General features: G+C 65.1%; 22 protein-coding genes. 7 read left to right on the plus strand and 15 right to left on the minus strand.

All coding sequences use genetic code 11. The features are described 5' to 3' along the window. Positions 1-5: 5 nt before the first annotated feature. Together KPG71_RS09130 and KPG71_RS09135 are read left to right on the plus strand one after the other, a co-directional pair. Positions 6-2,903, plus strand: coding sequence for a DNA translocase FtsK (locus KPG71_RS09130; protein ID WP_216337780.1), 2,898 nt, complete (start codon positions 6-8; stop codon positions 2,901-2,903). A 190-nt stretch (positions 2,904-3,093) separates the two neighbouring features. Beyond that, positions 3,094-3,705 carry an outer membrane lipoprotein carrier protein LolA gene (locus KPG71_RS09135; protein ID WP_216337781.1) on the plus strand — a complete coding sequence of 204 codons (612 nt, stop codon included), beginning with the start codon at positions 3,094-3,096 and terminating at the stop codon, positions 3,703-3,705. A 61-nt stretch (positions 3,706-3,766) separates the two neighbouring features. Here KPG71_RS09135 and KPG71_RS09140 read toward each other — a convergent pair whose 3' ends face one another. Next, positions 3,767-4,372 carry a lytic transglycosylase gene (locus KPG71_RS09140; RefSeq protein ID WP_216337782.1) on the minus strand — a complete coding sequence of 202 codons (606 nt, stop codon included), beginning with the start codon at positions 4,370-4,372 and terminating at the stop codon, positions 3,767-3,769. 218 nt (positions 4,373-4,590) lie between these two features. Between KPG71_RS09140 and hspQ the strand changes: the two genes are divergently transcribed. Further along, complete coding sequence (gene hspQ / locus KPG71_RS09145; protein ID WP_073034666.1) at positions 4,591-4,917, plus strand: heat shock protein HspQ; 327 nt, start codon at positions 4,591-4,593, stop codon at positions 4,915-4,917. Positions 4,918-4,948: 31 nt separating this feature from the next. On the opposite strand, the gene KPG71_RS09150 is transcribed toward hspQ, so the two are convergent. The 3 genes from KPG71_RS09150 to KPG71_RS09160 form a co-directional block, all read right to left on the minus strand. Continuing rightward, a complete protein-coding gene (locus tag KPG71_RS09150; protein ID WP_216337783.1) occupies positions 4,949-6,526 on the minus strand; it encodes a gamma-glutamyltransferase family protein in 1,578 nt (525 codons plus the stop codon). 205 nt (positions 6,527-6,731) lie between these two features. Beyond that, a complete protein-coding gene (locus tag KPG71_RS09155; protein ID WP_216337784.1) occupies positions 6,732-7,262 on the minus strand; it encodes an ATP-binding protein in 531 nt (176 codons plus the stop codon). Next, positions 7,228-7,566 (minus strand): STAS domain-containing protein, encoded by a 339-nt coding sequence (locus KPG71_RS09160; protein WP_216337785.1) that lies wholly within the window; start codon positions 7,564-7,566, stop codon positions 7,228-7,230. The genes KPG71_RS09155 and KPG71_RS09160 overlap by 35 nt, the downstream gene beginning before the upstream one ends. Positions 7,567-7,659: 93 nt before the next feature. On the opposite strand from KPG71_RS09160, the gene KPG71_RS09165 reads away from it, so the two are divergent. Beyond that, positions 7,660-8,832: an acetyl-CoA C-acyltransferase gene (locus tag KPG71_RS09165; protein ID WP_216337786.1), complete on the plus strand. Its 1,173-nt coding sequence runs from the start codon at positions 7,660-7,662 to the stop codon at positions 8,830-8,832. Positions 8,833-8,883: 51 nt separating this feature from the next. Here the strand turns inward: KPG71_RS09165 and KPG71_RS09170 are convergent, their stop codons facing one another. The 6 genes from KPG71_RS09170 to KPG71_RS09195 all read right to left on the minus strand — a co-directional run bounded on the left by KPG71_RS09170 (position 8,884) and on the right by KPG71_RS09195 (position 16,403). Then, positions 8,884-11,331 (minus strand): FAD-dependent oxidoreductase, encoded by a 2,448-nt coding sequence (locus KPG71_RS09170; protein ID WP_216337787.1) that lies wholly within the window; start codon positions 11,329-11,331, stop codon positions 8,884-8,886. Between the two features lie 115 nt (positions 11,332-11,446). Next, a complete protein-coding gene (locus KPG71_RS09175; protein ID WP_216337788.1) occupies positions 11,447-12,346 on the minus strand; it encodes a homocysteine S-methyltransferase family protein in 900 nt (299 codons plus the stop codon). Next, entirely contained in the window at positions 12,343-14,805 is a 2,463-nt protein-coding gene (locus KPG71_RS09180; protein WP_216337789.1) for an FAD-dependent oxidoreductase, read from the minus strand. Before KPG71_RS09180 ends, KPG71_RS09175 begins: the two co-directional genes overlap by 4 nt. An 18-nt stretch (positions 14,806-14,823) precedes the next feature. Then, a complete protein-coding gene (locus KPG71_RS09185; RefSeq protein WP_216337790.1) occupies positions 14,824-15,198 on the minus strand; it encodes a GFA family protein in 375 nt (124 codons plus the stop codon). A gap of 3 nt (positions 15,199-15,201) precedes the next feature. Beyond that, a complete protein-coding gene (locus KPG71_RS09190) occupies positions 15,202-15,825 on the minus strand; it encodes a LysE family translocator (protein ID WP_216337791.1) in 624 nt (207 codons plus the stop codon). Positions 15,826-15,833: 8 nt separating this feature from the next. Then, positions 15,834-16,403 carry a helix-turn-helix domain-containing protein gene (locus KPG71_RS09195; protein WP_216337792.1) on the minus strand — a complete coding sequence of 190 codons (570 nt, stop codon included), beginning with the start codon at positions 16,401-16,403 and terminating at the stop codon, positions 15,834-15,836. A 142-nt stretch (positions 16,404-16,545) separates the two neighbouring features. Here KPG71_RS09195 and KPG71_RS09200 point away from each other — a divergent pair, with 142 nt between their 5' ends. After that, positions 16,546-16,821, plus strand: a complete 276-nt coding sequence (locus tag KPG71_RS09200) for a DUF1294 domain-containing protein (protein WP_216337793.1) — start codon at positions 16,546-16,548, stop codon at positions 16,819-16,821. Positions 16,822-16,832: 11 nt separating this feature from the next. On the opposite strand, the gene KPG71_RS09205 is transcribed toward KPG71_RS09200, so the two are convergent. Further along, the gene (locus tag KPG71_RS09205; RefSeq protein WP_216337794.1) at positions 16,833-17,288 is read right to left on the minus strand and encodes a GAF domain-containing protein; all 456 of its coding nucleotides are present in this window, start codon (positions 17,286-17,288) and stop codon (positions 16,833-16,835) included. Between the two features lie 79 nt (positions 17,289-17,367). On the opposite strand from KPG71_RS09205, the gene KPG71_RS09210 reads away from it, so the two are divergent. Then, positions 17,368-18,015, plus strand: coding sequence for an RluA family pseudouridine synthase (locus KPG71_RS09210; protein WP_216337795.1), 648 nt, complete (start codon positions 17,368-17,370; stop codon positions 18,013-18,015). Positions 18,016-18,077: 62 nt separating this feature from the next. On the opposite strand, the gene KPG71_RS09215 is transcribed toward KPG71_RS09210, so the two are convergent. Further along, positions 18,078-20,078 (minus strand): FAD-dependent oxidoreductase, encoded by a 2,001-nt coding sequence (locus KPG71_RS09215; RefSeq protein ID WP_216337796.1) that lies wholly within the window; start codon positions 20,076-20,078, stop codon positions 18,078-18,080. A gap of 133 nt (positions 20,079-20,211) precedes the next feature. On the opposite strand from KPG71_RS09215, the gene KPG71_RS09220 reads away from it, so the two are divergent. Further along, positions 20,212-21,222, plus strand: a complete 1,011-nt coding sequence (locus KPG71_RS09220) for a GlxA family transcriptional regulator (protein WP_216337797.1) — start codon at positions 20,212-20,214, stop codon at positions 21,220-21,222. A 9-nt stretch (positions 21,223-21,231) separates the two neighbouring features. Here KPG71_RS09220 and KPG71_RS09225 read toward each other — a convergent pair whose 3' ends face one another. From KPG71_RS09225 to KPG71_RS09235, 3 genes are read right to left on the minus strand one after another with little or no spacing between them, the layout of a single operon-like run. After that, a complete protein-coding gene (locus KPG71_RS09225) occupies positions 21,232-22,278 on the minus strand; it encodes a serine/threonine protein kinase (RefSeq protein WP_216337798.1) in 1,047 nt (348 codons plus the stop codon). A gap of 45 nt (positions 22,279-22,323) precedes the next feature. Next, entirely contained in the window at positions 22,324-23,070 is a 747-nt protein-coding gene (locus tag KPG71_RS09230) for a glycosyl transferase family 25 (RefSeq protein WP_216337799.1), read from the minus strand. Positions 23,071-23,074: 4 nt separating this feature from the next. Beyond that, a complete protein-coding gene (locus KPG71_RS09235) occupies positions 23,075-24,517 on the minus strand; it encodes an aldehyde dehydrogenase family protein (RefSeq protein WP_216337800.1) in 1,443 nt (480 codons plus the stop codon). Between the last annotated feature and the right edge of the window lie 7 nt (positions 24,518-24,524).

A 24,524-nucleotide genomic window follows, 5' to 3' on the forward strand; every position in this document is an offset into this window, starting at 1 on the left:
ACAAGATGGCATATCAGACACGCGGGCGCGATCCGCTGCTTGACAGCACCATGGCCGAGGCGATCGAGAAGCGCGGCAAGGAGTTGATGGGCCTGGCCCTGCTGTTGCTGGGGGCGATGGCGGCGGCGATGATTGTCTCTTACCACCCGGACGATCCGAGCTGGATGTCGGCCACCGATGCCCCGGTGCAGAACTGGATGGGGCGGATCGGGGCCTCGATTGCCGCGCCGCTGTTCATGATCGTGGGCTGGGGGGCCTGGGGGCTGGCCATCGTTCTGGGCGCCTGGGGGCTGCGGTTTGCCCTGCATCGCGGCGAGGAGCGCGCGGTGGGCCGTCTGATTTTCGCGCCGATCTGGGTGGCGCTGTTGTCGCTTTACGCTTCGTCCCTTGCCCCCGGCGAGGCCTGGGCCGCGACGCATAGTTTCGGCCTTGGCGGGCTGTTCGGCGATACGGTGCTGGGCACGTTGCTGGGCATTCTGCCGTTCGGGGCGAGCCTTGGGTTGAAACTGTTGTCGCTGGTGATGGGGCTGGCGGTGCTGGCGCTCGGGGCGTTCGTCCTGGGCTTTACCCGGCCCGAACTGGCGCGCATCGGGCGGTTTTTGCTGGTGGGCATCATCATGACCTATGCCTGGACCATGACGCTGATGGGCCGTGGCGCGAAGGGCGCGGTGATCGCCGCGCAGGGCGTGCAGGCGAAGGCGGCACAGGCCCGCGCGCGGCGCGATGCGGATCGCGCCGAGGCCGAGGAACTGGCCCGCGCCGAGGCCGCCGTGCCGGTGCAGCCGGTGGTGCGCCGCGGTGCCGCGATGCCCGCCGAACCGCGGGTTACGGCCCCGGCCCCGGAGGAGGCCGACAGGCCCGGCGGCTTGCGGATGATCATGCCGTCGCTGATGCGCCGCGCCGAGCCGGAGCCCGAGCCGGAACTGGTGGAATCCTTCGGCCCGGATACGGATGTCGAAGCGCCGGGGGACGATCGCATCCGCGCCAAGATCACCGAGGTCATCAAGAATCGCGTGCGCCAGAATCCGGCGCTTCGGGTGGAATCGGTCGCGCCGCTGACCAAGGGGCGCGGGCGGGGGCCCGATCCGCTGATCCTGAATACCGCGCGCACGGGCGGGTTGCCGCCCGAGCCGCCGCTGACCGCCGCGCATGTCCAGCCGATGCCGCAGGAGCCGCACCTGACGGCCGCGCCGGAGCAGGCCTGGCAGCCTGAGCCGGTCCAGCCGGAAATGCCCATGCAGCCGCAGCCCGAGGCCGCGCAGCAGCGTATCCCGGTGGCCGAGCCGAAAAAAGTTGTGCAGCACACGCCGCGCAAAGCGCCGCAGCCCTCGGCGCGGGCCATGGCCGAGGCGCAGCCGAAACTGCAATTCGAAGAGTCCGCGCAGGTGGAATACGACCTGCCGCCGCTGAGCCTGCTGAACAATCCGGCCAATATCGTGCGCCATCATCTGAGCGACGAGGCGCTGGAGGAAAATGCGCGCATGCTGGAAAGCGTGCTGGACGATTACGGCGTCAAGGGCGAGATCGTCAGCGTGCGTCCCGGCCCCGTTGTCACCATGTACGAGCTGGAGCCCGCGCCGGGCCTAAAGGCCAGCCGGGTGATCGGGCTGGCGGACGATATCGCGCGGTCGATGAGCGCCTTGTCGGCGCGCGTGAGCACCGTGCCGGGGCGCAGCGTGATCGGGATCGAACTGCCCAATGACAATCGCGAGATGGTCAGCTTCCGCGAAATCCTGTCGAGCCGCGATTATGGCGACGGTAATCAGAAACTGCCGCTGGCGCTGGGCAAGGATATCGGCGGCGATCCGGTGGTGCAGAACCTGGCGAAGATGCCTCACCTGCTGATTGCGGGGACGACCGGCTCGGGGAAATCGGTGGCGATCAACACCATGATCCTGAGCCTGCTCTACAAGCTGACCCCGGACGAGTGCCGCCTGATCATGATCGACCCCAAGATGCTGGAACTGTCGGTTTACGATGGCATCCCGCATCTGTTGTCGCCGGTCGTGACCGATCCGAAAAAGGCCGTGGTCGCCCTGAAATGGGTCGTGGCCGAGATGGAAGAGCGCTATCGCAAGATGTCCAAGATGGGCGTGCGCAATATCGACGGCTACAATGGCCGGGTCGCGGATGCGCTGGGCAAGGGCGAGATGTTCAGCCGCACGGTGCAGACCGGGTTTGACGACGAGACCGGCGAACCGGTGTTCGAGACCGAAGAGTTCGCGCCCGAAAAGATGCCCTATATTGTGGTCATCGTCGACGAGATGGCCGACCTGATGATGGTGGCGGGCAAGGAGATCGAGGCCTGCATTCAGCGCCTTGCGCAGATGGCGCGAGCCAGCGGCATTCACCTGATCATGGCCACGCAGCGCCCGTCGGTGGATGTGATCACCGGCACGATCAAGGCGAACTTCCCCACGCGGATCAGTTTCCAGGTGACATCGAAGATCGACAGCCGCACCATTCTGGGCGAGATGGGCGCCGAGCAGCTGCTGGGCATGGGTGACATGCTGTATATGGCGGGCGGCGGCAAGATCACGCGCTGTCACGGGCCGTTCGTCAGCGACGAAGAGGTCGAGGAAGTGGTGAATCACCTCAAGGCCTATGGTCCGCCGGAATATGTGGGCGGTGTGCAGGATGGCCCGGACGACGACAAGGCCGACAGCATCGATGCGGTTCTGGGCCTGTCCACGGGCGGCAACACCGATGGCGAGGACGCGCTATACGATCAGGCGGTGGCGATTGTCATCAAGGATCGCAAATGCAGCACCTCCTACATTCAGCGCAAGCTGGCGATCGGCTATAACAAGGCCGCGCGTCTGGTGGAGCAGATGGAAGATCAGGGTGTTGTCAGTTCGGCCAACCATGTCGGCAAGCGCGAGATTCTGGTTCCCGAACAATGAGGCGGTGCGCGCCGGTGAGTTGACCGGCGCGGTCGTGCGCAGCGGTCCGCCGGAAGGCGGTGGCGGATCGGCGCGGGCTTGATATCCCTGTCCGGGGTCCTGATATCAGATCGAACGCTGTTGTTATTGAATATCCGGCGGGGTGCGGGCCAGATTGGCGTGTGACCTGTCACGAAAGGAGCCCGACGGCATGAAACTGATCCCTGTTCTGACCGCTGGCGCGCTGAGTGTCGCCACGGCCTTGCCTGCAGCGGCGGAAAAGCTGTCTCTGAGCCAGATTTCGTCTTATTTCAACGGGTTCCGCACTGCGCAGGGCGAATTCACCCAGATCAACGACGATGGCACGATCAGCACCGGGCGGCTGTATATCAAGCGCCCCGGTCGGGTGCGGTTCGAATACGATCCACCCGAGCGCACGCTGGTGGTGGCCGATGGTGATACGGTGGGCGTGGTCGATCCCAAGTCGAATACCGGCCCCGAGGGCTATCCGCTGCATCGCACGCCGCTGAAGATCATTCTGGCCAACAAGGTGGACCTGACCCGCGAGCGGATGGTGACCGGCCATGACAGCGACGGCAAGACCACCACGGTGCGCGCGCAGGACCCCGCGCATCCCGAATACGGCAGTATCGACCTGGTGTTCACCGCCGATCCGGTGCAGTTGCGCCAGTGGATCGTGAACGATGACAGCGGCAGCAAGACGACGGTGGTTCTGGGGGACATGAAAACCGGGATGCAACTGGCCAATGACCGGTTTGTCATCCCCGGCATCGGAACCGGCCCCAAGCGCAACGAGCGCTGATCGCGGGGCCGCCTGCGAGGGTGAATGAACGGGCGGGCATGTGGCCCCGCCCGTCGCGTTTTCAGAAGACGCCGTAACCACGCCCGTTGCAGGACATGAGTTGTGCCTGATAGAGGCGCGAGCGTTCCTCGACATTGGCCGACACCCGCAGGAGCCACGGCTTGGCATTGTAGCTGCCCCGCGAAAACCCGGTGCGGCCTTCGTGGTAGGCAAGGTACTGGTTGCGCGCGTCATGAAGCGGGATGCCCAGCCGTTCGTAGGATTTGGCCATGTACCAGCCCATGAAATCGGTGGCGTCGTCGATATCGTTGCGCCGCGCCGAAAACCGCCGCGTGTCGCGCTTGTATTCGTCCCATGTGCCATCGAGCGCCTGGCTGTAGCCATAGGCCGAACTTTGCCGGCCCATCGGGATGACCCCCAGAACATAGCGGAACGGCGTGCGGGCGTTGCCGTCGAATTTGCTTTCCTGATGGATGGTGGCCATCTGCACATGCACGGGGATGCCCCAACGGCGCTCGGTCGCGCGGAAGGCGCGTTTGTACTGTGGCCGTTCGGCCAGAATGGCGCAGGCATTGTCCAGGTTTCCGGGCGGCGAGCCGCTGCGCCCGCCCATGCCGCAGGACGCGACCAGAAACAGGATCATGACTGCGCGAAGAGTTCTGCTCATCTGCCTCTCGCTTTCGTTATGTCTTTTTTGCCAAGTCTAACGCAATTGGCGGTGCGGGGGAATCCTGAAATCGGGGTGTTTGTGGCAGGGCCACGAGGAGGGCGGTCTAACGGACTGTCACTACAAGGTTCACAGACTGTTTCCCGCGTTTTTCCGCTCAGAGGTTGGACAAACCGCCCTTGAAACCGGTAGGCTGCGCAGTTAGGGGCTGCATTATGATGTTGAAGACACGCGCAAAGTATCATTTGGGACAGGTTGTCCGTCACCGCAAACATCCGTTTCGCGGCGTCGTGTTCGATGTGGATCCTGAATTTTCCAATACGGAAGAATGGTATCACTCGATTCCCGAGGACAGCCGCCCGTCGCGTGAGCAGCCCTATTACCACCTTCTGGCCGAAAACGAACAAAGCTACTACGTGGCGTATGTATCGGAACAAAACCTGATCGCCGACTATTCCGGCGAGCCGGTGGATCACCCGGATATTCCCGATTTGTTCGGCCCGTTCGAGGATGGGCATTACCCGCTGCATTTTCAGTTGAACTGAAGGCGCGCAGGGGCGTTTTGCCCGGCAATTCCTAGTATCCCAGGGCGCAGCCGTCCTTGCGCGGATCGCTGGCCCCTTCCAGCACGCCGTCGGGGCGGATCAGGATGGCCTGTGCGCCGCCGATGGGCTGTTCGGGGATGGTGATTCGGTGGCCCATTTCGGCCAGCTCGGCGCGCACCGCGTCGCTATAGCCGCGCTCGACCTTCATAGTGCCCGAATCGGTGAAGGCGCGCGGGGCGTCGATGGCCGATTGCGGGTCCATCCCGAAATCGCGCAGGTTCGAGACGAATCGCGCGTGCCCGTTGGGCTGATAGGCGCCGCCCATCACGCCGAAGGGCATCGTGACGCGCCCGTTTTCGCGCAGCATGCCGGGGATGATCGTGTGCATGGGGCGTTTGCCGCCCGCCATTTCGTTGGGGTGGCCCGGTGTCAGGCTGAACCCCGCACCGCGATTTTGCAGCAGGATGCCGAATTTTTCCGATGCGATGCCCGAGCCGAAGCCGTGGAAGATCGAGTAGATCAGCGAGACCGCCATGCGATCGCGATCAACGACGGTGATATAGATCGTGTCGCGATGCACGGCCTCGGCCACCGGGGCAGGATCGGGCATGGCGTTTTGCGGGTCGATCAGCGCGGCGAGTTTCGCGGCGGTGTCGGGCGACAGCATGTGGTCCAGCCGCGCGGTGTGATCGGGATCGGCGATGATGCGGTTGCGGGTATCATAGGCCAGCTTGGCGGCCTCGGCCTCGATATGGGCGCGCTGGCTGCCGGTGGGGTCCATGCGCGCGATGTCGAAATGCGACAGGATATTGAGCATCAGGATCGCGGTGGCCCCTTGCCCGTTGGGCGGATGTTCCACCAGATCGACGCCCTGATACGGGCCGGAAACCGGCGTGGTATAATTGCTGGCGGCGGCGGTGAAATCGTCCGCTGTGTGAACGCCGCCAAGCGCGTTGAGCGCGGCCAGCATATCGTCGGCGACTTCGCCGCTGTAGAACGCATCGCGCCCGTCGCGGGCGATGCGGCGCAGCACCTCGGCCTGACCGGGGGAGCGGAAGATTTGCCCGGTGGTGTAGGGCGAGCCGTTGTTGGAATAATGGTCAAGCGCATGACCCTGCAGGGTTTTTCCTGCCTCCGGCCAGTCCAGCGCGACGCGCGGGGCGACCGGCACGCCCTGATCGGCATAGTGGATGGCCGGGGCCAGCAGGGCATCGAGGCCGAGTTTGCCGTGATCGGCGCTGAGGCGGCAGAAGGCGTCGATGGCGCAGGGGATCGTCACCGCGTCGGGGGTATTCAGGGGGACGGTGGCATGGCCACGTGCGCGCAGTTCGGCGGCGCTGGCCGCGGCGGGGGCGCGGCCCGAGCCGTTCAGCGCCTGAATGTCGTCGCTGCCCGGCGGGGTGAACAGCACGAAGCAATCGCCGCCGATCCCTGTCATTTGCGGTTCGCAAATGCCCAACAGGACCGCGCCCGCGATGGCCGCGTCCATGGCGTTGCCGCCACGTTCCAGAATGTCGATTGCGGTTTTTGCCGCCAGCGGGTGCGAGGTGGCGCACATGCCGTTGGTGGCGAAGGTGGCGGACCGTCCGGGAAGGTGAAAATCGCGCATCGGGAGCCTCTGGTTGATAACCAGAGCAACCTAGGGCGCTGCGCGCGATTTGCCAATGTTTCGAAAGTAGTACCTCGGCGCCGCGCACTGGGTGGGGGCTGTTGAACGCGACGCCGAGGGAAGCCTTTTGCAGCTACGTGATCAGTTTTGCCCCGGCATTCAGGCGGATTTTCGTGCAGATTTGGGCAAATTCGTGATCTTGGGTTTATGTGCTTGTGTTCGGGTCCGGGACCGGGCCGAAATCAAGCTCCAGACGATTTTCCCCGCCGGTTCTCGTGTAAACCGCCGATTCGGTGAGATCGCGAATCAGGAACCAGCCGAATCCGCCTTCGGGCAGGTCCGAACGGGGGACGTTCAGATCGGGCAGGATACCGGGCGGCGGTGCTCCTGCGGGCATGGGGTGGCCCCGGTCCACAAGAACGATGCGCAGCCGGCCATCCCGCAGAGAGGCGCGCAGGATGACCGGGCCGGGCATCTGCCCGGCATAGGCATGTTCGGCGATGTTGTTCAGCGCCTCGGCAAGGACCAGTTCCGCCGTTCCCAGCCGATCCCGGTTCAGGCCGTGACGCGCCAGGGTATCGCGCATCTGTCGCAATACCGGGCGAACCTCGGTTTCGCACCCGGCAAAACGCAGGGTGAAATCGTGATCGGGGGGGATGGGCGGCATGACGCGATCTGCCTTGTCCGGGGCCGGGGGCCGTTCAGCCAGCGGCGCGGGGGGCCAGATCAGCGACATGGGCGTGAATTTCGAAAACCGAGTCCATCCGGGTCAGGCGAAAAACCTTGGCCACATCGGGCGTCAGCCCGGCAAGATCCAGTTGTTGGCCATTTGCCAGCTGCTTTTTCGAGGCCACGATGGCCCCAAGCCCGCTGGAATCCACGAAACAGACGTTGGACAGGTCCAGTACGATGTGGTTCGGGCCCGTTTCGGTGGCGGCGCGCATGGCATCCTTGAACCGGATGGCCACGGCGGCATCGATTCGCGGGATAGTGACGGTGATGATCTTGAGATCGTTGTTTTGGGTTTCCTGAAGGGGCATGATGTTCTCCGGCCGTAGGTAGTAATACGGGCGAGGCTAGACCCCATTCCTTACCATTCGGTATTCATCCACGGGAAAACAGGAGGACGGAGTATGAAAGAGGTTGTGATCGCGGGCGCGGCCCGCACGCCGATGGGCGGATTCCAGGGGGATTTCGACGGGGTCGAGGCCCCGGTTCTGGGGGGTGCGGCCATTCGCGCGGCGCTGGCCGATGCCGGAACACAAAGCGTGGACGAGGTATTGATGGGCTGTGTGCTGCCAGCCGGACAGGGGCAGGCACCCGCGCGGCAGGCCGGATTTGCCGGGGGGCTGGGCGAAGAGGTGCCCGCGACCACGCTGAACAAGATGTGCGGCTCGGGGATGAAGGCGGCGATGATGGGGTTCGACCAGATCGGGCTTGGCCATGCCGACACGATGATCGTGGGCGGGATGGAGAGCATGTCGAATGCGCCCTACCTGTTGCCCAAGATGCGCGGCGGCGCGCGGCTGGGGCATTCGCAGGTGATCGACCACATGTTTCTCGATGGGCTGGAGGATGCCTATGACAAGGGCCGCCTGATGGGCACCTTTGCCGAGGACTGTGCCGAAAAGTTCCAGTTCACCCGTGAAGCGCAGGACGACTATGCCATCGGGTCACTGGAAGGGGCGCTGGCGGCGCAGAAATCCGGGGCGTTCGAGGGCGAGATTGCCCCGGTGACGATTGCCACCCGCAAGGGCGAGGTCACGATTGACGCCGATGAGCAGCCCGCCAAGGCGCGGCCCGACAAGATCCCGCAACTGAAACCGGCGTTTCGCAAGGACGGCACGGTGACGGCGGCGAATTCCAGTTCGATCAGCGACGGGGCTGCGGCGATGGTGCTGGCCTCGCGCGAGGCGGCCGAGGCGGGCGGGCTGAACATCCGTGCGCGGATCGTCGGCCATGCCAGCCACGCGCAGGCACCGGGATGGTTCACCACCGCGCCGGTGCCCGCCGCGCAAAAGCTGCTCGAGCGGATCGGCTGGAGCAAGGACGAGGTGGACCTTTGGGAGGTGAACGAGGCCTTTGCCGTGGTGCCGATGGCCTTCATGCACGAAATGGGCCTGCCGCGCGACAAGGTGAACGTGAACGGCGGGGCCTGTGCGCTGGGCCATCCTATCGGGGCCAGCGGTGCGCGGATCATGGTGACGCTGCTGAACGCGCTTGAAAAGCGCGGGCTGAAGCGCGGTGTCGCGGCGATCTGCATCGGCGGCGGCGAGGGCACGGCGATCGCGATCGAGCGCGTTTGATTTCTGATCCGGCCCGGCGTCGCGGTGTATTGTGCGCTGCCGGGCCGTTTCTTATGCCTTCATGTGTGCGCCGATCGGGTCGTAAAGCGGTTTGAGGCTGGCCTCGGCCCGCACACGCGCCCCGGCCACGTCGATTTCATAGGTGGACGCCAAAAGCTGCTGCGCCGTTTCACCGGCACAGGGGACATAGCCCATGCCGATGGCCCCGCCCAGATGGTGGCCGTAACTGCCCGATGACAGGAAGCCCACGATCTGCCCGTCGCGCAGCACGGGTTCGTTGTGATATAGCAGCGGTTCGGGATCGGTCAGGCGGAATTGCACCATGCGGGTTTGCAGCCCTTCTTCGCGCTTGCGCTCGACCGCGTCACGACCGATGAAATCGGGTTTGGATTTCGACACGGCAAAGCCGAGACCGGCCTCAAGCACATGGTCCTCGCAGGTGATGTCATGGCCGAAATGACGGAAGCCCTTTTCAATGCGGCATGAATCCATCGCGTGCAGGCCACAGAGCTTCAGGCCATGATCGGCCCCGGCCTCGATCAGGGTCTCAAGCACATGCGCGGCCATGTCGGTGCCGACGTAGAGCTCCCAGCCGAGTTCGCCCACATAGGACACGCGGTGCGCACGGGCGAGGCCCATGCCGATCTCGATCTGGCGGGCGGTGCCGAACGGGTGGGCGGTGTTGGAGAAATCATCGGGTGACACCGCGCGCAGAAGGTCGCGCGATTTCGGGCCCATGACGGCCAGAACGCCCTCAGCGGTGGTGACATCGGTGATCACGGCCAAGTAGCCGCCAAGGTGACGGCGCAGCCATGTTTCATCGGCCAGCCGCGTGGCGGCGGGGGTGACGACCAGATAGGCGGTTTCCGACAGGCGGGTGACGGTCACGTCGGCCTCGATCCCGCCCTTCGGGTTGAGGAACTGGGTATAGACGATCCTGCCCACCGGAACGGAGATATCCGCGCCGCAGACCTGATTGAGAAAGCCTTCGGCGTCCGGGCCTTCGACGCGCAGCTTGCCGAAGGAGGACATGTCGTACAGGCCCACCCCGTTGCGGATCGCGCCATGTTCGGCGGCGGCGTTGGCGAACCAGTTCTGACGGCCCCAGGAATAGGCATAGTCACGGTCCTGCCCCGGATCGGCGAACCAGTTGGCGCGCTCCCACCCGGCCATTTCGCCCATCACCGCGCCCTGATCGAGCAGGTGGGCGTGAAACGGGCTGCGCCGCACCCCGCGCGCGGTGGCTTTCTGCCGGTAGGGGAAGTGATCGGCGTAAAGCAGCCCCAGCGTTTCGGTGGAGCGGTGCGCCAGATAGGTGCGGTTGCCCTGAAACGGGTGCATGCGCGAGATGTCAACATCGCCCAGGTCGAAGGGCTTTTCGCCGTCCTCCATCCATTGCGCCAGCGCCATGCCCGCGCCGCCCGCCGACTGGATGCCGATGGAGTTGAACCCGGCGGCGACCCAGACATTGTCCATCTCGGGCGCGAGGCCAAGGTGATAGGCATCGTCGGGGGTGAAGGATTCGGGCCCGTTGAAGAAGGTGTGAATGCCCGCCTCGCCCAGCATGGGCATGCGGTTGACGGCCCATTCCAGGATCGGTTCGAAATGGTCGAAATCTTCGGGGAGCTGGTCGAATTCGAAATCCTCGGGGATGCCCGAGAGCGCCCAGGGTTTCGACACGGGTTCGAACGCGCCGAGCATCATCTTGCCCGCGTCTTCCTTGTAATAGGCGCATTCGTCGGGCACGCGCAGCACCGGCAGGGGGGTGAGGCCGGTGATGGGTTCGGACACGATATAGAAATGCTCGCAGGCCTGAAGCGGGACATTCACGCCGAGCATCCTGCCCACCTGCCGCCCCCACATGCCCGCGCAGTTCACCACATGCTCGGCCTCGATATGGCCCGATGTGCCGTCTTCGCCTCGCCAGTCCACGCCGGTGATGCGGCGGCCCTGACGGGTGACGCCGGTGGCAAGGGTGCGCTCGGCCAAGGTTGCGCCGTGCTGACGCGCGCCCTTGGCGAGGGCAAGCGCGATATTGGCCGGATCGCCCTGACCGTCCTTGTCGAGATAGACCGCGCCGGTGACGCCGTCGATATTCAGGTGGGGATATTTTGCCTGCACCTCGGTGGGCGAGATTTCTTCGACATCGACGCCGAAGGCGCGGGCCATTGCCGCCTGACGATAGATTTCCTCGCGTCGCTCGTCGGTGAGGGCGACGGTGATCGAGCCGGTGCGCCGGAACCCCGTGGCGACGCCGGTTTCCTCTTCGAGATTGCCATAGAGTTCCTGGCTGTACTTGGCGAGCTTGGTCATGTTCGCCGTGGCGCGCAGTTGCGCGATGAGGCCCGCGGCGTGCCATGTGGTGCCGGAGGTGAGCTGTTTGCGCTCCAGCAGGACGACATCGCGCCAGCCGAGGCGGGTGAGGTGGTAGGCGACGGAACAGCCGATGATGCCGCCGCCGATGATGACGGCGCGGGCGTGTGTGGGAAGCTGGGTCATGAGCGGGCCTCTGGGTGCGATTGGCGGTTGGTTTCGGATGCTGCCGCGTCCGACCGGCCGGGGGGTGTTGCCCCCCGGACCCGCCGGGTTATCTGGAAACAGAAGACGGCGGGAGTCATGTGAGTGTGTGCCCGGCGGCGTGCAGGCGGCTGGCGAGTTCGGCGATATGATCCGGCCCGATTTCGCAGCAGCCGCCGACGATGCTGGCCCCTTGTGCCACCCATTCCAGGGCGAAATCGGCATAGGCGGCCGGGGTGAGGTCCGTCCGGGCGGAGAGCGCATCGACGGTTGCGCCGTCTTGCAGGAAAGCCTGGGTGATGGCGGTGAAGCCATTGGCGTAGGCCCCGAAGGGACGGTCGAAGGTTTTCAGGATATCGAGCGCCGGGGCGACGGCCTCGGGACGGGTGCAGTTGATCAGCACGGCGTCGGGCCGAAAGCGTTCGATCAGAGGGGCGAGCCCGTTGAGGGCTTCGCCCGAGCGCAGGCGGGTGCCGTCTTCGTCCTGCACGGTGACGGCCAGCCAGACCGTCAGGCCAGTGCGCGAGGCGGCGCGCAGCGCGCCTTCGGCCTGCGGGGTCGAGGCCATGGTTTCGAGCAGTAGAAGATCGACGCCGTGTTCGCCCAACAGGCGCATGGGGCGTTCATAGAGGTTTTCGGCCTTGTCCGGGGGCGGGCAGATATCGGGCCTGTAGGAGGCCAGAAGCGGGCCGATGGCCCCGGCGATGCGGCCATGCCCCGCAACATCGCGCGCGGTGCGGGCGGCGGTCACGGCCATCTCCATCAGAGGCGCCATCTGTCCCTGAAGCCCGGCATGTTGCAGGCGGTTTTGCAGGATGGTGTAGCTGTTGGTGGTGGCGACCGTGGCCCCGGCGGCGAAATAGGCGTCATGCACCTCGCGCAGCAGGTCGGGGTGGTCGATCATGGTTTGCGTGGACCAGAGCGGCGTGGGCGGATCGCCTGCACGGTTGACCAGTTCCTGCCCCACGGCACCGTCGAGAAGGGTGATGCCACTCATGCGCGCAGCCTTTCGTTTTTCGGGTCCCAAAGGGGGCCGTCGGGCTGCACGGTGGCACGGTGGCGCTGGCCGTAGATCTCGACCTCGATCACCGTGCCGGGGGCGGCGAGATCGGCGCGCAGCATGGCAAGCGCCACCGAGGCATTGACGCGATAGCCCCATGCGCCAGAGGTGGTTTCGCCCACGATCTGCCCGTCATGCCAGAGGGTGGACATATAGGGCGCATCGGCCTTGTCCGCCTCGACGATCAGGGTGACGAAGCGTTTGGCGGGGCCTGTTTGCCGCTCGGCCAGAAGCGCCTGTTTGCCGGGGAAATCCTGTGGCTTGTCGAGGTTTACGAAGCGGTCCAGACCGGATTCGAACAGGGTGTAGTCGGTGGAGAGGTCGCCCTTCCACGCGCGGTAGCCCTTTTCGATGCGCAGGGAGTTGAGCGCGTACATGCCGAAGGGTTTCAGCCCATGCGTCTGCCCGGTCTGCCAGACGGTATCGAACACGGCGGCGGTGTCCGGGGTTCTGGTGTGGATTTCCCACCCCAGTTCGCCCGCGAAAGACACGCGAACCAGGCGCGCCCACCGGCCCGCGATTTCGGTGGCCTGATGGGTCAGCCAGGGCTGGTGCAGGTCGGCGTCGCATATCCCGGCCAGCAGGTCGCGCGATTTGGGGCCGGCCAGGATTTGTGTCGCATATTCGGCGGTGCGGTCGGTGAGGGTGACGCCCTCGACCCCGTGCAGCGCGTTCGAGAGCAGATCGCGATCGTGCCATTGCGCGGCGGCGGCGGTGATCAGCGTCATCAGGTCGTCGCGGTGGCGGACGACGGACATTTCGGTCACGACTCGTCCGCGCGCATCCGCGAAATAGACCAGCCCGATGCGCCCCACGCGGGGCACGGCGCCGGTAATCTGTCCGGCCAGCCAGTCGGCGGCGTTCGGGCCTTCGATGTTGAAGCGCGAAAAGCCCGGCAGATCGAGGATGCCGCAGGCATCGCGCACGGCCTCGCATTCCTCGCGAATCCGCGGCTCCCACGGGCCGGCGCGGTTCCAGGTCTGGGTGCTTTCTTCGGAGGTGTCGTCGCCGGGTTGGGCGAACCAGTTGGCGCGTTCCCAGCCGTTATAGGCCCCCATCACGCCGCCCAGATCCCTGATGCGGTCATGCACGGGGCTGAGTTTCAGATCACGACCGGCGGGCCATGAATGCCAGGGGAAATGCATGGCGTATTCGTGGCCGTAGACCTCCATCCCCTTGGCGATGCAATAGTCGCGGTCGGTGTAGTCGGTATAGCGGCGCGGATCGGTGGCCCACATGTCCCATTCGGTCGCGCCCTCGGTCACCCATTCGGCCAGCACCTTCCCCGCGCCGCCGCCCTGCGCGATGCCGAAGGTAAAGACACAGGCCTCGAACGCATTGGGCACGCCGGGCATCGGCCCGATCAGCGGCAGCCCGTCGGGGGCATAGGGGATGGGGCCGTTGATCACCTTGTTGACCCCGCCGGTGCCAAGGATCGGCACACGCGCGACGGCGTCTTCGATATGCCATTCCAGCCGTTCCAGATCGTCGGGGTAAAGCTGAAAGCTGAAATCCTCGGGCATGGGGTCGTCGGGTTGCACCCAGTGGGCGCGGCAGTTGCGTTCATACGGGCCGAGGTTCAGGCCGTATTTTTCCTGCCGCAGGTAATAGGAACTGTCCACATCGCGCAGCAGCGGCAGTTTGTGGCCTTGCTGGCGGCTCCAGTCCTCGAGTTCGGGGATTTCATCGGTCAGCAGGTATTGGTGGCTCATCACCATCATCGGTACGGTGCGCCCGCCGAAGGGTTTGAACCATTCGCCCACGCGCTGTGCGTAGTAGCCTGCGGCGTTGACCACGTAATCGCAGCGGATGTCGCCCTTGTCGGTCTTTACGATCCATTCGCCGTTCCGCCGGTCGATGCCGGTGGCGGGGCAGAAACGCAGGATTGTCGCGCCCATGTCGCGCGCGCCTTTGGCAAGCGCCTGCGTAACCTGCGCCGGGTCGATGTCGCCATCGTTGGGATCATAAAGCGCGCCTTGCAGGTCGTGGGTTTCGATGAAGGGATAGCGGGCCTTGATCTCGTCCGTGGACAGGATTTCAAGATCCATGCCCTGATAGCGGCCCATGCCGCGCGCGCGTTCGAATTCCTGCATGCGTTCGTGGGAATGGGCCAGCCGGATCGAGCCCGTCTGGTGGTAGTTCATCGGATAGTCGACCTCGGCCCCGAGACGGGCGTAAAGCTCGGTCGAATAGCGTTGCATGTTCATCACCGACCACGAGGTCGAGAAGGTGGGCACGTTGCCCGCCGCGTGCCATGTGGAGCCTGCGGTGAGTTCGTTCTTTTCCAGCAGGACGCAATCGGTCCAGCCTGCCTTGGCCAGGTGGTAAAGGCATGACGCCCCGACCACGCCGCCGCCGATGATGACTACCCGTGCGGTGGATGGAAAATCCGCCATGTTACCCTCCTTCTCTTTTTACTGATCTCGTTGCGGCAATCCGTCCGCGATGTCGTAATAGTCGCCCTTGTCGGCCACGAAGATGTGCTTTTCGATTTTGAGGCCGGTGGGTTCGTCCAGTGCGCCTAGTGCCACGCTCATGGTGGTTTCGTCATGGGCGGCCCAGAACAGGAACGAGCCGCAGCGCGGGCAGAAGCCGCGTTTGGCGGCTGGCGTGGCCTCGAACCATGAGACGGGGCCGGTGATCGTGATGTTTTCCTTGGGCGCATAGGCCGAGGCCCAGAGATGGCCCGACATCTTGCGGCACTGGCCGCAATGGCAGACGCTGGCCCCTTGCAACGGGGCGTCCACGGTAAAGCCGATACAGCCGCAAAGGCAGTGTCCGGTGTGCATGTGTCAGACCTTTCCTGTAGGGGTGGCGGCCGTGCCGAGCGCGATGCCGTAGACGACGAAGCACGCGGCCATGACGCGGCGCAGCCAGATGTTGAACACCGCCCCGAGCGCGGCGCGGCCCAGCCCCGCACCAAGCGCGGTGAAGCCTGTGTAGCTGAGTGCGGTGATGGTCAGGGCGGTGGGGAAGATCACCCACATCTGATCCCAGATCGGCACGTCGGGCTGGACGAACTGGCTGAAGGCGGCAAGGTATCCGGCGACGCTTTTGGGGTTGATGGTGGCGATGGCGAAGGCGCGCCAGTAGATCGAGCCGGGGGCGGGAGGGTCGGCCCGGACGGGCCGCCGTGCCATGATCCAGCCGCGTATGCCGAGCCAGATCAGCACTCCCGCGCCGATCAGCTTGGCGGCGGTGAAGGCCGTGGGCGAGGCCGCGATCAGCGCGGTGATCCCGGCGGCGGAGAGTGTCAGGAACAGGGTGGCCTGTGTCAGGATTGCTGCGACGCCCCACAGCCCGCGGCGAAAGCCGTGACTCATGCCGTTGCGGATGCAATTCAGGTGATTGGGCCCCGGCGTGGTCACGAAGACCACCCAGAATACTGCGAAAACCGTCCAGGCGTCGAAAGTCATGTCTTGCCTCAATAGACCGGTGGGGCGATCACCCAGATCGCCACGGCGGGGGTGTCATAGGGGTTGATCCACTCGAACGGTTCGGCCCGGACGCGAAAGCTGTCGCCGGGGTGCAGGGTGAACCGGCGCTCGGCGATGATCAGGTCCAGCTTGCCCGAGATCAGATAGCCCACCTCTTGCGTGGGGCGGGTGACGACCTCGCCGATGCGACTGTGGGGTTCGAAGGTGCAGTGGACCATTTCGAAATCGTCGGTGAGGTCAGGGGAGAGGAGTTCTTCGATCAGGCCGGCCTCGCCTCCGATGCGCCGCCGTGCGCCTTGCCGGACCACATGACCGGCCTCGTCCACCGGGCCGGAGGGTTGTCCGAACAGCATGGAAACGGGCACGTCCAACAGGGCGGCCATATGGCGAAGGTCGGTGATCGAGGGGTCGGACATGTCGCGCTCGACCTGGCTGAGCCAGCCGACGGAACGGTTCAGCCGCTCGGCCATTGCGTTGAGCGTCAGCCCCCGCGCCTTGCGCAGGGCGCGCAGGTCGGCACCAAGGGTGCGGGGGCGGGTGATGTCGGTTTGTTGCATCTGTGGCCGGGCGTGAAATTATTGCGTCGAATTTCACGCTGCGGTGATTCCGTGAAAAAATCAAATGAAATTTCACGCCGGTTGCGTTGCAGGGCGGAGACGGGCCGGATATGTGCAAGGGTCTGGCACCGGAGGCCCGTCAATGATCGACCCCTTGCAAATCCTTCTGGGCTGGCTGGCCCTGGTCAACCTGTTGACGTTTCTGGCACTGGCCAAGGATAAGCACGCTGCGAAAAAACGCCGCCGCCGGGTGCCGGAGCGGCGCTTGCTGTGGCTGGCCGCGCTTGGCGGGACGCCGGGGGTATTCGCGGCGATCCACCTGTTTTCGCACAAGACCCGCAAACAGCCGTTCCGCCGGAGGCTGTTCCTGATCCTCGGGGGGCAGATCGTGGGGTTGGGCCTGCTGCTGGCGATGTGATCCGGGCGCGGTCAGAGGCGGCTGAAGGTGGCGCGCAGGATCAGGGCCAGTTGCTCGGCATCGTGGCTGTCAAAGGCGGCGGGCCGGTCGCTGTCAATGTCCAGAACCCCGAGCAGGCTACCCGCACCGTTCCAGACGGGCAGCACGATTTCGGAGCGGGTGGAACTGGAACAGGCGATGTGATCGGTGAAAGCTTCGACATCGTCGACGATCTGCGTTTGCCCCGTGCGGGCCGCCGCGCCGCAAACACCACGATCGAAGGGGATGACAAGACATCCGTGCCCGCCCTGATAGGGGCCTATTTTCAACAGGCCGGGGTCGGTCACGCGGTAGAATCCCGTCCAGTCGAACCTGTCGTCGGCATGGTGCAGTTCGCAGGCGAGGGTGGCCATCAGGGCGACCGGGTCGGTTTCGCCTTCGGTCAGGGCGGCGATGGATTTCGAGACGGTGTCATAGTCGATGCGCATGGGGATAGCCTTGCCATACTGTGCCGCCGCGCGCCAGAGGGTGTGGCCCCGGCGGCGGGGCTGGTGTAGAGGGCCGCCTATGGACAGCGTTTACGACCCGCCGCAAGACCCGCTGAAGGTGCTGCACGAGGATCACGAGATCGTCGTGGTGGACAAGCCCGCCGGATTGCTGAGCGTGCCCGGCAAGGGCGCGCATCTGGCCGATTGCCTGTTGGCGCGGGTGCAGGAGGCGTTTCCCACGGCGCTGCTGGTGCATCGGCTGGATCGCGATACATCGGGCGTGATGGTCTTTGCACAGACTCCGCACGCGCAACGCCACCTGGGGCTGCAATTCGAGAAGCGGCAGACGAAAAAGACATATGTCGCAAGGGTTTGGGGTCATCTGGAGCCGAAATCCGGCACGGTGGACCTGCCGTTGATCGTGGACTGGCCCAACCGCCCGCGCCAGATGGTGTGCCATGAGACCGGCAAGGAGGCGGTGACTGACTGGCGCGTGTTGCGGCATGGGCAGGAGGAAACGCGGGTGCGGCTGATGCCGAAGACCGGGCGCAGCCATCAGTTGAGGGTGCATATGCTGGCGCTCGGGCATCCGATTCTGGGCGATCCGCTCTATGCGACAGGCGCGGCGGTGGCGTTTCCGCGGCTGATGCTGCATTCCGAAGAATTGCGCCTGCGCCACCCGGATGGCGGAGCCGGGATGCGGTTCAGGGCGAAGGCGCCGTTCTGAGGGGTGGCTGACGAAAATCCGGTTCGGTTTCGCATCGGTATTCCGTCGGTATCGTGTCGGTGTCAGAGGTGCAGCGCCAGCTTGCGCCCCTCGTAGAAGGCATAGGGCGCCAGCCGGGGCGCGACGCAGTCGCCGATCTGGTGACAGGCGATCCCGGCGGCGTCCAGATCCTGCGCCAGCATGTCGAAGGCGGTGTTGGTCGTGGCCAGAACCAGCGTGTCGGCGTCGATCATGGTGGTTTCGCCGGTCAGAATCGAAAGCACGACGGCCTGTTGACCCGTCCATTTGTCGATGACGGATTCGGTGTGAAAACGCACCCCGGCGCGGGCCAGTGTCTGGCGCAGCGGCACGTCCGAGGTGGTGCGGCCCAGTTCGGCGGCGATATGGGCATCGGGCGTGACGATGGACACTTCATGGCCGCGCTCGGCAAGGAACCATGCCGTGCCAGAGCCGCGCCAGTGCCCGCCCTCGTCCAGAAGGACGACGCGTTTGCCGGGCACCACCGCGCGGCGCATGATGTCCTCGACCGAGCAGACATTGCCCGCCCCGATCCCGTCGAGCCTGTCGCGTTCGGGCAGCCAGCGCTGGAAACCGGTTTCCGGCGGGAGAGAGCCGGTGGCGACGATCACCTCGTCCGCGCCGTATCCAGCCACGTCCTCGACATCGACGAAAGTGTTCAGGCGCAGATCGACCCCGAGCGCGTCGAACTGCCGTTCGTACCAGTCGAGCAGTTCAAGCACCTGCCCGCGCCGGGGCTGTTCCCCGGCCAGCCGGAATTGTCCGCCGATCTGTGCGCCGGCCTCGCAGATCGTGACGCTGTGACCGCGCGCTGCCGCAACGCGGGCGGCCTCCAGCCCCGCAGGACCCGCGCCGATCACCAGCAGTTTGCGGGAGGTGTCCGCAGGGGCGATGCTGCCCTCGCTGCCCCAGTCGTGTTCGCGCCCTGCGGAGGGGTTGACCAGGCAGGAAATCCAGTAGTCGCGCGACCGGCGGCCCCAGCACATCTGATTGCAGGAGATACAGCCGCGGATGTCGTCATCGCGGTTTTCGGTGACTTTGCGGCCCCAGAACGGATCGGCGATCTGGCCGCGCACGACCGACACAAGGTCGGCCTCTTGAGCGCGCAGCATGGATTCGGCGTTGTCCGGTGTTCTGATCTGGCTTTCGGCGGTGACGACCGCGTGCGACACCTGCGCCTTGAGCCGCCGGGTCAGATCGGCGCTGAGTTTTTCGCCATGCACGAAGGTGGGCATGACGCGATCGTAGTCGATATAGCTGCCCGACCCGCAGGAGATGTAATCGACTTGGCCGGTGGCGTCATAGCCGCACAGGATTTCCGTCATGTCGTCCAGCGACAGGGCGACGGGGTCTTTCTCGGCGTGGCTGGCGGATAGGCCGATGATGAAACCCTCGCCGCAGGCCTGCCGGATGCCGTCGACGATGCGGCGGCCAAAGCGCATTCGGTTCTCCAGACTGCCGCCCCATTCATCCGTGCGCCGGTTCGACCAGGGGCGCCAGAATTGTTCGATGAGCGAATGATAGGCGGCCCAGACTTCGACCCCGTCGAACCCCGCCTCGCGACAGCGTTCGGCGGCGCGGATATAGCCCTGTATCAGGTCTTCGATCTCGCTGGCGCGCAGGGCGTGGCTTCCATCGCTGTCGTGATAGGAGGGCATGCCCGAGGGCGACCAGTTGGGGCGGTAGGACAGATCGGCATCGCCATGCTGGCCGACATGGTAAAGCTGCTGCACCATCACCGCGCCTTCGGCCTTGCACGCCTCGGTGATCCGGCGGAAACCGGGGATGACGGCGTCGTCGCCGGGGCGGAAATTCCCACGGGTCAGAACGGCGGTGTCATGCACGGGCTGCGGTTCGACCACGATCATCCCGGCCCCGCCGCGCGCCCGTTCGAGGTAGTAATGCAGGTGCTGTGTGCCGGGCAGCCCGTTTTCGGACATGTTGGCGGTATGCGCGCCGAACACCACCCGGTTGCGCAGGGTCTTGCCGCGCAGCACAAGCGGCTGGGTCAGGATGCGGGTGGAAGGGGTGCCGGTCTGTTGCATGTGGGGTCTCCGGACGGGGGTGCGCTTGATTTCTGGCGCTCGATTGGGGTGGGCCGCAGAAAACTCTAGCCAAACCGGGGCGCATGAATTGTATAATTGTCCTATTTTGCGGAATAATTGATCACAAGGTTTCATGATGCCCCCATCCCGGCCCGAGGCCCGGCCCTACCTGAGCGCGGCGATTGTCCTGTGTCCCGGTTTCACCCTGACGCCGATGTCGTGTTTTTCGGATGTGTTGCGGCTGGCGGCGGATCAGGGGGACAACAGCCGCAAGGTGTTGTTCCAATGGGAGTATGCCGTGGCGGGCGAGGGCGGGGCGGTGTCGAGTTCGGGGCTGGAGGTGCGCCCGACCATCGCGCTGGACGAGATCATGGGGTTCGACTGTATCGTGGTGTGCGGTGGTTTGCTGCGGGATATGGGGCAGATTCGGCCTGACCTCTACGATCTTCTGCGGCAGGCGCATGAAGGGGGCGCGCTGGTGGTCGGGCTGTGCACCGGGTCTTTCGTGCTGGGCGAGGCGGGGCTGCTGGAGGGCAAAAGCTGTGCGGTGCATCCCAATGTGCTGCATGCGTTCAGCGAAAGGTTTCCGGGCACCACGCCGCTGACGCGCAAGACCTATTGGGAGGAAGGCCGGGTCATCACCTGCCCCGGCGGGGTGTTGTCGCTGGATGTCGCCGCGCATCTGATCCGCACATGGGGCAACATGAGCCGGACGTTCAAGGCGCTGGATTATCTTCTGTTCAACTATGAAAACCCCCGCACATATTTTCCCAAACGCCCCTATCAGGAACGGCTGGAGCGCGCCGCGACCCTGACGCGCGATGCGGTGGGGCTGATGGAGGCCAATATCGAAACGCCGTTATCCGTTACCTCTCTGGCGCGGAGGCTGGCCACAACCCGGACCCGCCTGACCCGCGTGTTTCAGCGCGATATGGGGGAAAACCCGGCCGCGTTCTGGCTGAACATGCGCCTTGATATCGCGAGCCGCCTGTTGGTGGAGCGGTCCCTGTCGGTGACCGAGATCGGGTATGAGCTGGGCTTTTCGGATACCGCGCATTTCTGCCGGCAGTTCCGGCGCCGGTTCGACCGGACGCCGGGCCAGTTCCGCAAGCTGCATCAGGACCGGAGGGACGGCGCGCGCTGAAGCCCGCTTCTAGCTGCGCAAAACGCGGTCGGTCAGGTTGAGCCGGGCGGCAATGATCGGTTTCAGCGTGGCGGCAAGTGCCGGATCATCCGCCTGTATCTGCGCCAGTTCGTCCAGCCGGTTGGTGGCCACCAGTTGCAGCGCGTCCATGCGCGGCGCGCCCTGTGGATCGCGAGGCAGGGCCGGGACAGGCTGGATCAGGTCCGGCTTGGGATCGGGCGCGAGGCCGGCCAGATCGGCGGCGGGCAGGTCGGTTTCCACGAAGGCATAGAGCCCCACGCCCTTGGCGGGCAGGGCATAGGTGCACAGCGCCACGTCGCGCACCTGTGCGTGCTCCAGCAGGGCGGCGCGCAGGGCGGGGCCGTCGCGCTCCATCCGGTCTTCGGTGCCTTCGCCGTCGGACCAGTTCATCACCCGGCGGGTGACGAAATTATAGAGCTTCTTGCCCGTGGCCATCCAGATCCGGGCCGGAAGGGCCTTTTGGTTCAGCATCCGCTGTTCGGACGGCGTGAGCAGATGCGGCGCATAGGCGCGTTTCTGTTTCAGCAAGTGGCGCAGGTCTTCGCGTGCCATGATGCGAAACAGCTTGCCCCGGCGGCGGTGGACGCTGGCCAGTTGGAAGTCGATCACGGCGGCGCGGCCTTCGGGGGTCATCAGCCAGTTCTGCGGCTTGGCGATGTCGTTATGGGTCACGCCTGCACGGCGCATCTGGCGCAACAGACGTTTGGCGTCGCGATACCATGCCGGATCGGTGGGTTTGGCCAGTTGCAGGGGCGTGCCTTTGGTCCAGCTTCGCAACAGGCCGGTCTTGTCGACGCGCACCAGAACCGGGCAGCCTTCGATCCCCTGCACGGCGCGCAGCGCCTTGATTTCGCGCCGGGCAAGACCCCAGGCGATGGGCTTGGCATAAAGCGGCACGGTGTCGAGCTTGCGCAGCACCACCGGGAAATCGGCCACACCCGCAAGCTGCCCTGAAACGGTTTCAGAGAAGATATCGCGCTTGTGCACGGTTTCGGGCAGGAAATCGGCCCGAGAGAGATCGGCAGGTGGTGTCATCGCGCCTGTCTTAGTGGCTTTCGCAGGACGTGGGAAGAGGTGGGGCTAAGCGATCAGCCCGCCGGATGAGGGCGCGGCACTGTTTTGCGACAGGCGGGCCACGGCGCGCAGGTATTTGCGTTGCGCCAGATCGTAGCGCAGACGTGGCCATGCGCCGGTGGGCGGGGCGATATGGCCTGCGCCGGAACCGTCGCCAATGCCGGAGGGACAGACCGAGGCGCAGCGCAGCCCGGTATGCCAATGGCTGTGCAGAAAGGTTTCCACGGGGCGGTCGATCCGGTCGGACAGGGCCAGCAGGTGACCGGCGGCCTCGTGCGTGATCAGCAGGGCGGGCGCTCGTCCCTCGGGCTGTTGCGGAATGGTGAGCGTGGCCGCACCAAGAGTGTCGATCAGGACTGCAGGGCCAGGCGCCGGGACGGTGCGCAGTTCGATCAGGCCAAGGGCAGGCAGGTGCGTCAGCGCGAGGTCGAGCGCATCGTCGAAGGTCTCGGGCGTGATCGGGCCGGGGCCGTCGAGGATCAGCGCGGCGTCCAGCCCGCTGCGTTGCAGTTCCGCCCAGATTTGTCGATGGGTCAGGAAATGAGCGATTTCTCCGGTGCTCAGCGACAGGGGATAGGCAGGGTCGAACAACCGCGCGCCGACCGTCCCTGCCAGATCCTGCGAGGACAGGGCGGCCCCGTCCACCAACGGCCAAAGGTCGCCTTCGATTCCGCAATTATCGAGGGCGTCGCGCGCCCGCGCCCTGGCATCGCGATCACGGTCGGGATGCAGGGCGAAGGCGCGCAGGTCCATTGGCTTATGCGCCCGGTGTCCAGCCCGAGACGGCCTTGACTTCGAGGAAGTCCTCGATGCCCCATTTGCCGCCTTCGCGCCCGTTGCCGGATTGCTTCATCCCGCCGAAGGGCGAGCCCATGCCGCGGCTCTGGCCGTTCATTTCCACCATGCCCGAGCGCAGTTCGACCGCGCAGCGGTTGGCGCGCGCGCCATCCTGTGTCTGCACATAATTGGTCAGGCCATAGGGGGTGTCGTTGGCAATCGCGAGCCCGTCCTCTTCGGTGTCGAAGGGGATGATCGACAGGACCGGGCCGAAGATTTCCTCGCGCGCGATGGTCATGTCGTTGTTCACATCGGCAAACACCGTGGGTTTCACGTAAAAGCCCCGGTTCAGCCCGTCGGGCCGCCCGGTGCCGCCCGCGACCAGCCGCGCGCCTTCGTCGATGCCCTTCTGGATCAGGTCCTGAATCTTGTTGAACTGAACCTCGTTCACCACGGGGCCGATATGCTGGCCTGCCTCGCTGGCCGGGCCGACCTTGACCGATTTGGCCACCTCGGCGGCGGTTTCGACGGCCTGGTCGTAGACCTCGCGCTGCACCAGCATTCGGGTGGGGGCGTTGCAGGACTGTCCCGAGTTGTTCATGCAGTGCAGCACGCCACGCTTGACCGCCTTGTCATCGGCATCGGCGAAGATCAGGTTCGCGCCCTTGCCGCCCAGTTCGAGGCTGACGCGCTTCAGCGTGTCGGCGGCGGCCTTGGAAATGAGCTTGCCCGCGCGCGACGAGCCGGTGAAGCTGACCATGTCGACATCCGGGTGGGTCGAAAGCTGCGTGCCGACGCCCGCACCATCCCCGTTCACCAGGTTGAACACGCCCTTGGGGAACCCGGCCTCGTCCATCATTTCGGCGAACAGGAGCGAGGACAGCGGCGATTCCTCGGAGGGTTTCAGCACCATGGTGCAACCCGCGATCAGCCCGGCGATCACCTTGAGCGTGACCTGGTTCATCGGCCAGTTCCACGGCGTGATCATCGCCACCACGCCGATGGGGTCGTGAATGATGCGATCATTGGGCGCGTGATCGCCGAGCGGTTCGATGAATTCGAAATCGCGGGCGACGGTCAGAAACGCCTTGATATGGCCCATGCCCGCGCCGACCTGCGATTGACGGGCCATGTCGATGGGCGCCCCCATTTCCAGGCTGATAGCCTGCGCCATGTCTTCGGCACGGGATTTGTAGATGTCATACAGCTTTTCGACCAGCGCCAGGCGCTCGTCCTTGGATGTGCGTTTCCATGCGGGGAAGGCGGCCTTGGCGGCGGCGACGGCGGCATCGGTATCGGCCTGTCTACCAAGCGAGATCACCGCGCAGGGCTCTTCTGTGGACGGGTCGATCACATTGTGATCCTGTGAGGCGGCGGGATTGACCCATTCGCCGTTGATGTAGAACTGGCGTTTCTCGATCATGGTTGAC

It is taken from the genome of Roseovarius sp. PS-C2 (assembly GCF_018862045.1).
In the GTDB taxonomy this organism is placed as follows: domain Bacteria; phylum Pseudomonadota; class Alphaproteobacteria; order Rhodobacterales; family Rhodobacteraceae; genus Roseovarius.

Bases quoted from the DNA above. Each gene is read 5' to 3' on its own strand.
- KPG71_RS09130 (WP_216337780.1), top strand. From the start codon at position 6: ATGGCATATCAGACACGCGGGCGCGATCCGCTGCTTGACAGCACCATG.
- KPG71_RS09135 (WP_216337781.1), top strand. From the start codon at position 3,094: ATGAAACTGATCCCTGTTCTGACCGCTGGCGCGCTGAGTGTCGCCACG.
- KPG71_RS09140 (WP_216337782.1), bottom strand. From the start codon at position 4,372: ATGAGCAGAACTCTTCGCGCAGTCATGATCCTGTTTCTGGTCGCGTCC.
- hspQ (WP_073034666.1), top strand. From the start codon at position 4,591: ATGTTGAAGACACGCGCAAAGTATCATTTGGGACAGGTTGTCCGTCAC.
- KPG71_RS09150 (WP_216337783.1), bottom strand. From the start codon at position 6,526: ATGCGCGATTTTCACCTTCCCGGACGGTCCGCCACCTTCGCCACCAAC.
- KPG71_RS09155 (WP_216337784.1), bottom strand. From the start codon at position 7,262: ATGTCGCTGATCTGGCCCCCCGCGCCGCTGGCTGAACGGCCCCCGGCC.
- KPG71_RS09160 (WP_216337785.1), bottom strand. From the start codon at position 7,566: ATGCCCCTTCAGGAAACCCAAAACAACGATCTCAAGATCATCACCGTC.
- KPG71_RS09165 (WP_216337786.1), top strand. From the start codon at position 7,660: ATGAAAGAGGTTGTGATCGCGGGCGCGGCCCGCACGCCGATGGGCGGA.
- KPG71_RS09170 (WP_216337787.1), bottom strand. From the start codon at position 11,331: ATGACCCAGCTTCCCACACACGCCCGCGCCGTCATCATCGGCGGCGGC.
- KPG71_RS09175 (WP_216337788.1), bottom strand. From the start codon at position 12,346: ATGAGTGGCATCACCCTTCTCGACGGTGCCGTGGGGCAGGAACTGGTC.
- KPG71_RS09180 (WP_216337789.1), bottom strand. From the start codon at position 14,805: ATGGCGGATTTTCCATCCACCGCACGGGTAGTCATCATCGGCGGCGGC.
- KPG71_RS09185 (WP_216337790.1), bottom strand. From the start codon at position 15,198: ATGCACACCGGACACTGCCTTTGCGGCTGTATCGGCTTTACCGTGGAC.
- KPG71_RS09190 (WP_216337791.1), bottom strand. From the start codon at position 15,825: ATGACTTTCGACGCCTGGACGGTTTTCGCAGTATTCTGGGTGGTCTTC.
- KPG71_RS09195 (WP_216337792.1), bottom strand. From the start codon at position 16,403: ATGCAACAAACCGACATCACCCGCCCCCGCACCCTTGGTGCCGACCTG.
- KPG71_RS09200 (WP_216337793.1), top strand. From the start codon at position 16,546: ATGATCGACCCCTTGCAAATCCTTCTGGGCTGGCTGGCCCTGGTCAAC.
- KPG71_RS09205 (WP_216337794.1), bottom strand. From the start codon at position 17,288: ATGCGCATCGACTATGACACCGTCTCGAAATCCATCGCCGCCCTGACC.
- KPG71_RS09210 (WP_216337795.1), top strand. From the start codon at position 17,368: ATGGACAGCGTTTACGACCCGCCGCAAGACCCGCTGAAGGTGCTGCAC.
- KPG71_RS09215 (WP_216337796.1), bottom strand. From the start codon at position 20,078: ATGCAACAGACCGGCACCCCTTCCACCCGCATCCTGACCCAGCCGCTT.
- KPG71_RS09220 (WP_216337797.1), top strand. From the start codon at position 20,212: ATGATGCCCCCATCCCGGCCCGAGGCCCGGCCCTACCTGAGCGCGGCG.
- KPG71_RS09225 (WP_216337798.1), bottom strand. From the start codon at position 22,278: ATGACACCACCTGCCGATCTCTCTCGGGCCGATTTCCTGCCCGAAACC.
- KPG71_RS09230 (WP_216337799.1), bottom strand. From the start codon at position 23,070: ATGGACCTGCGCGCCTTCGCCCTGCATCCCGACCGTGATCGCGATGCC.
- KPG71_RS09235 (WP_216337800.1), bottom strand. From the start codon at position 24,517: ATGATCGAGAAACGCCAGTTCTACATCAACGGCGAATGGGTCAATCCC.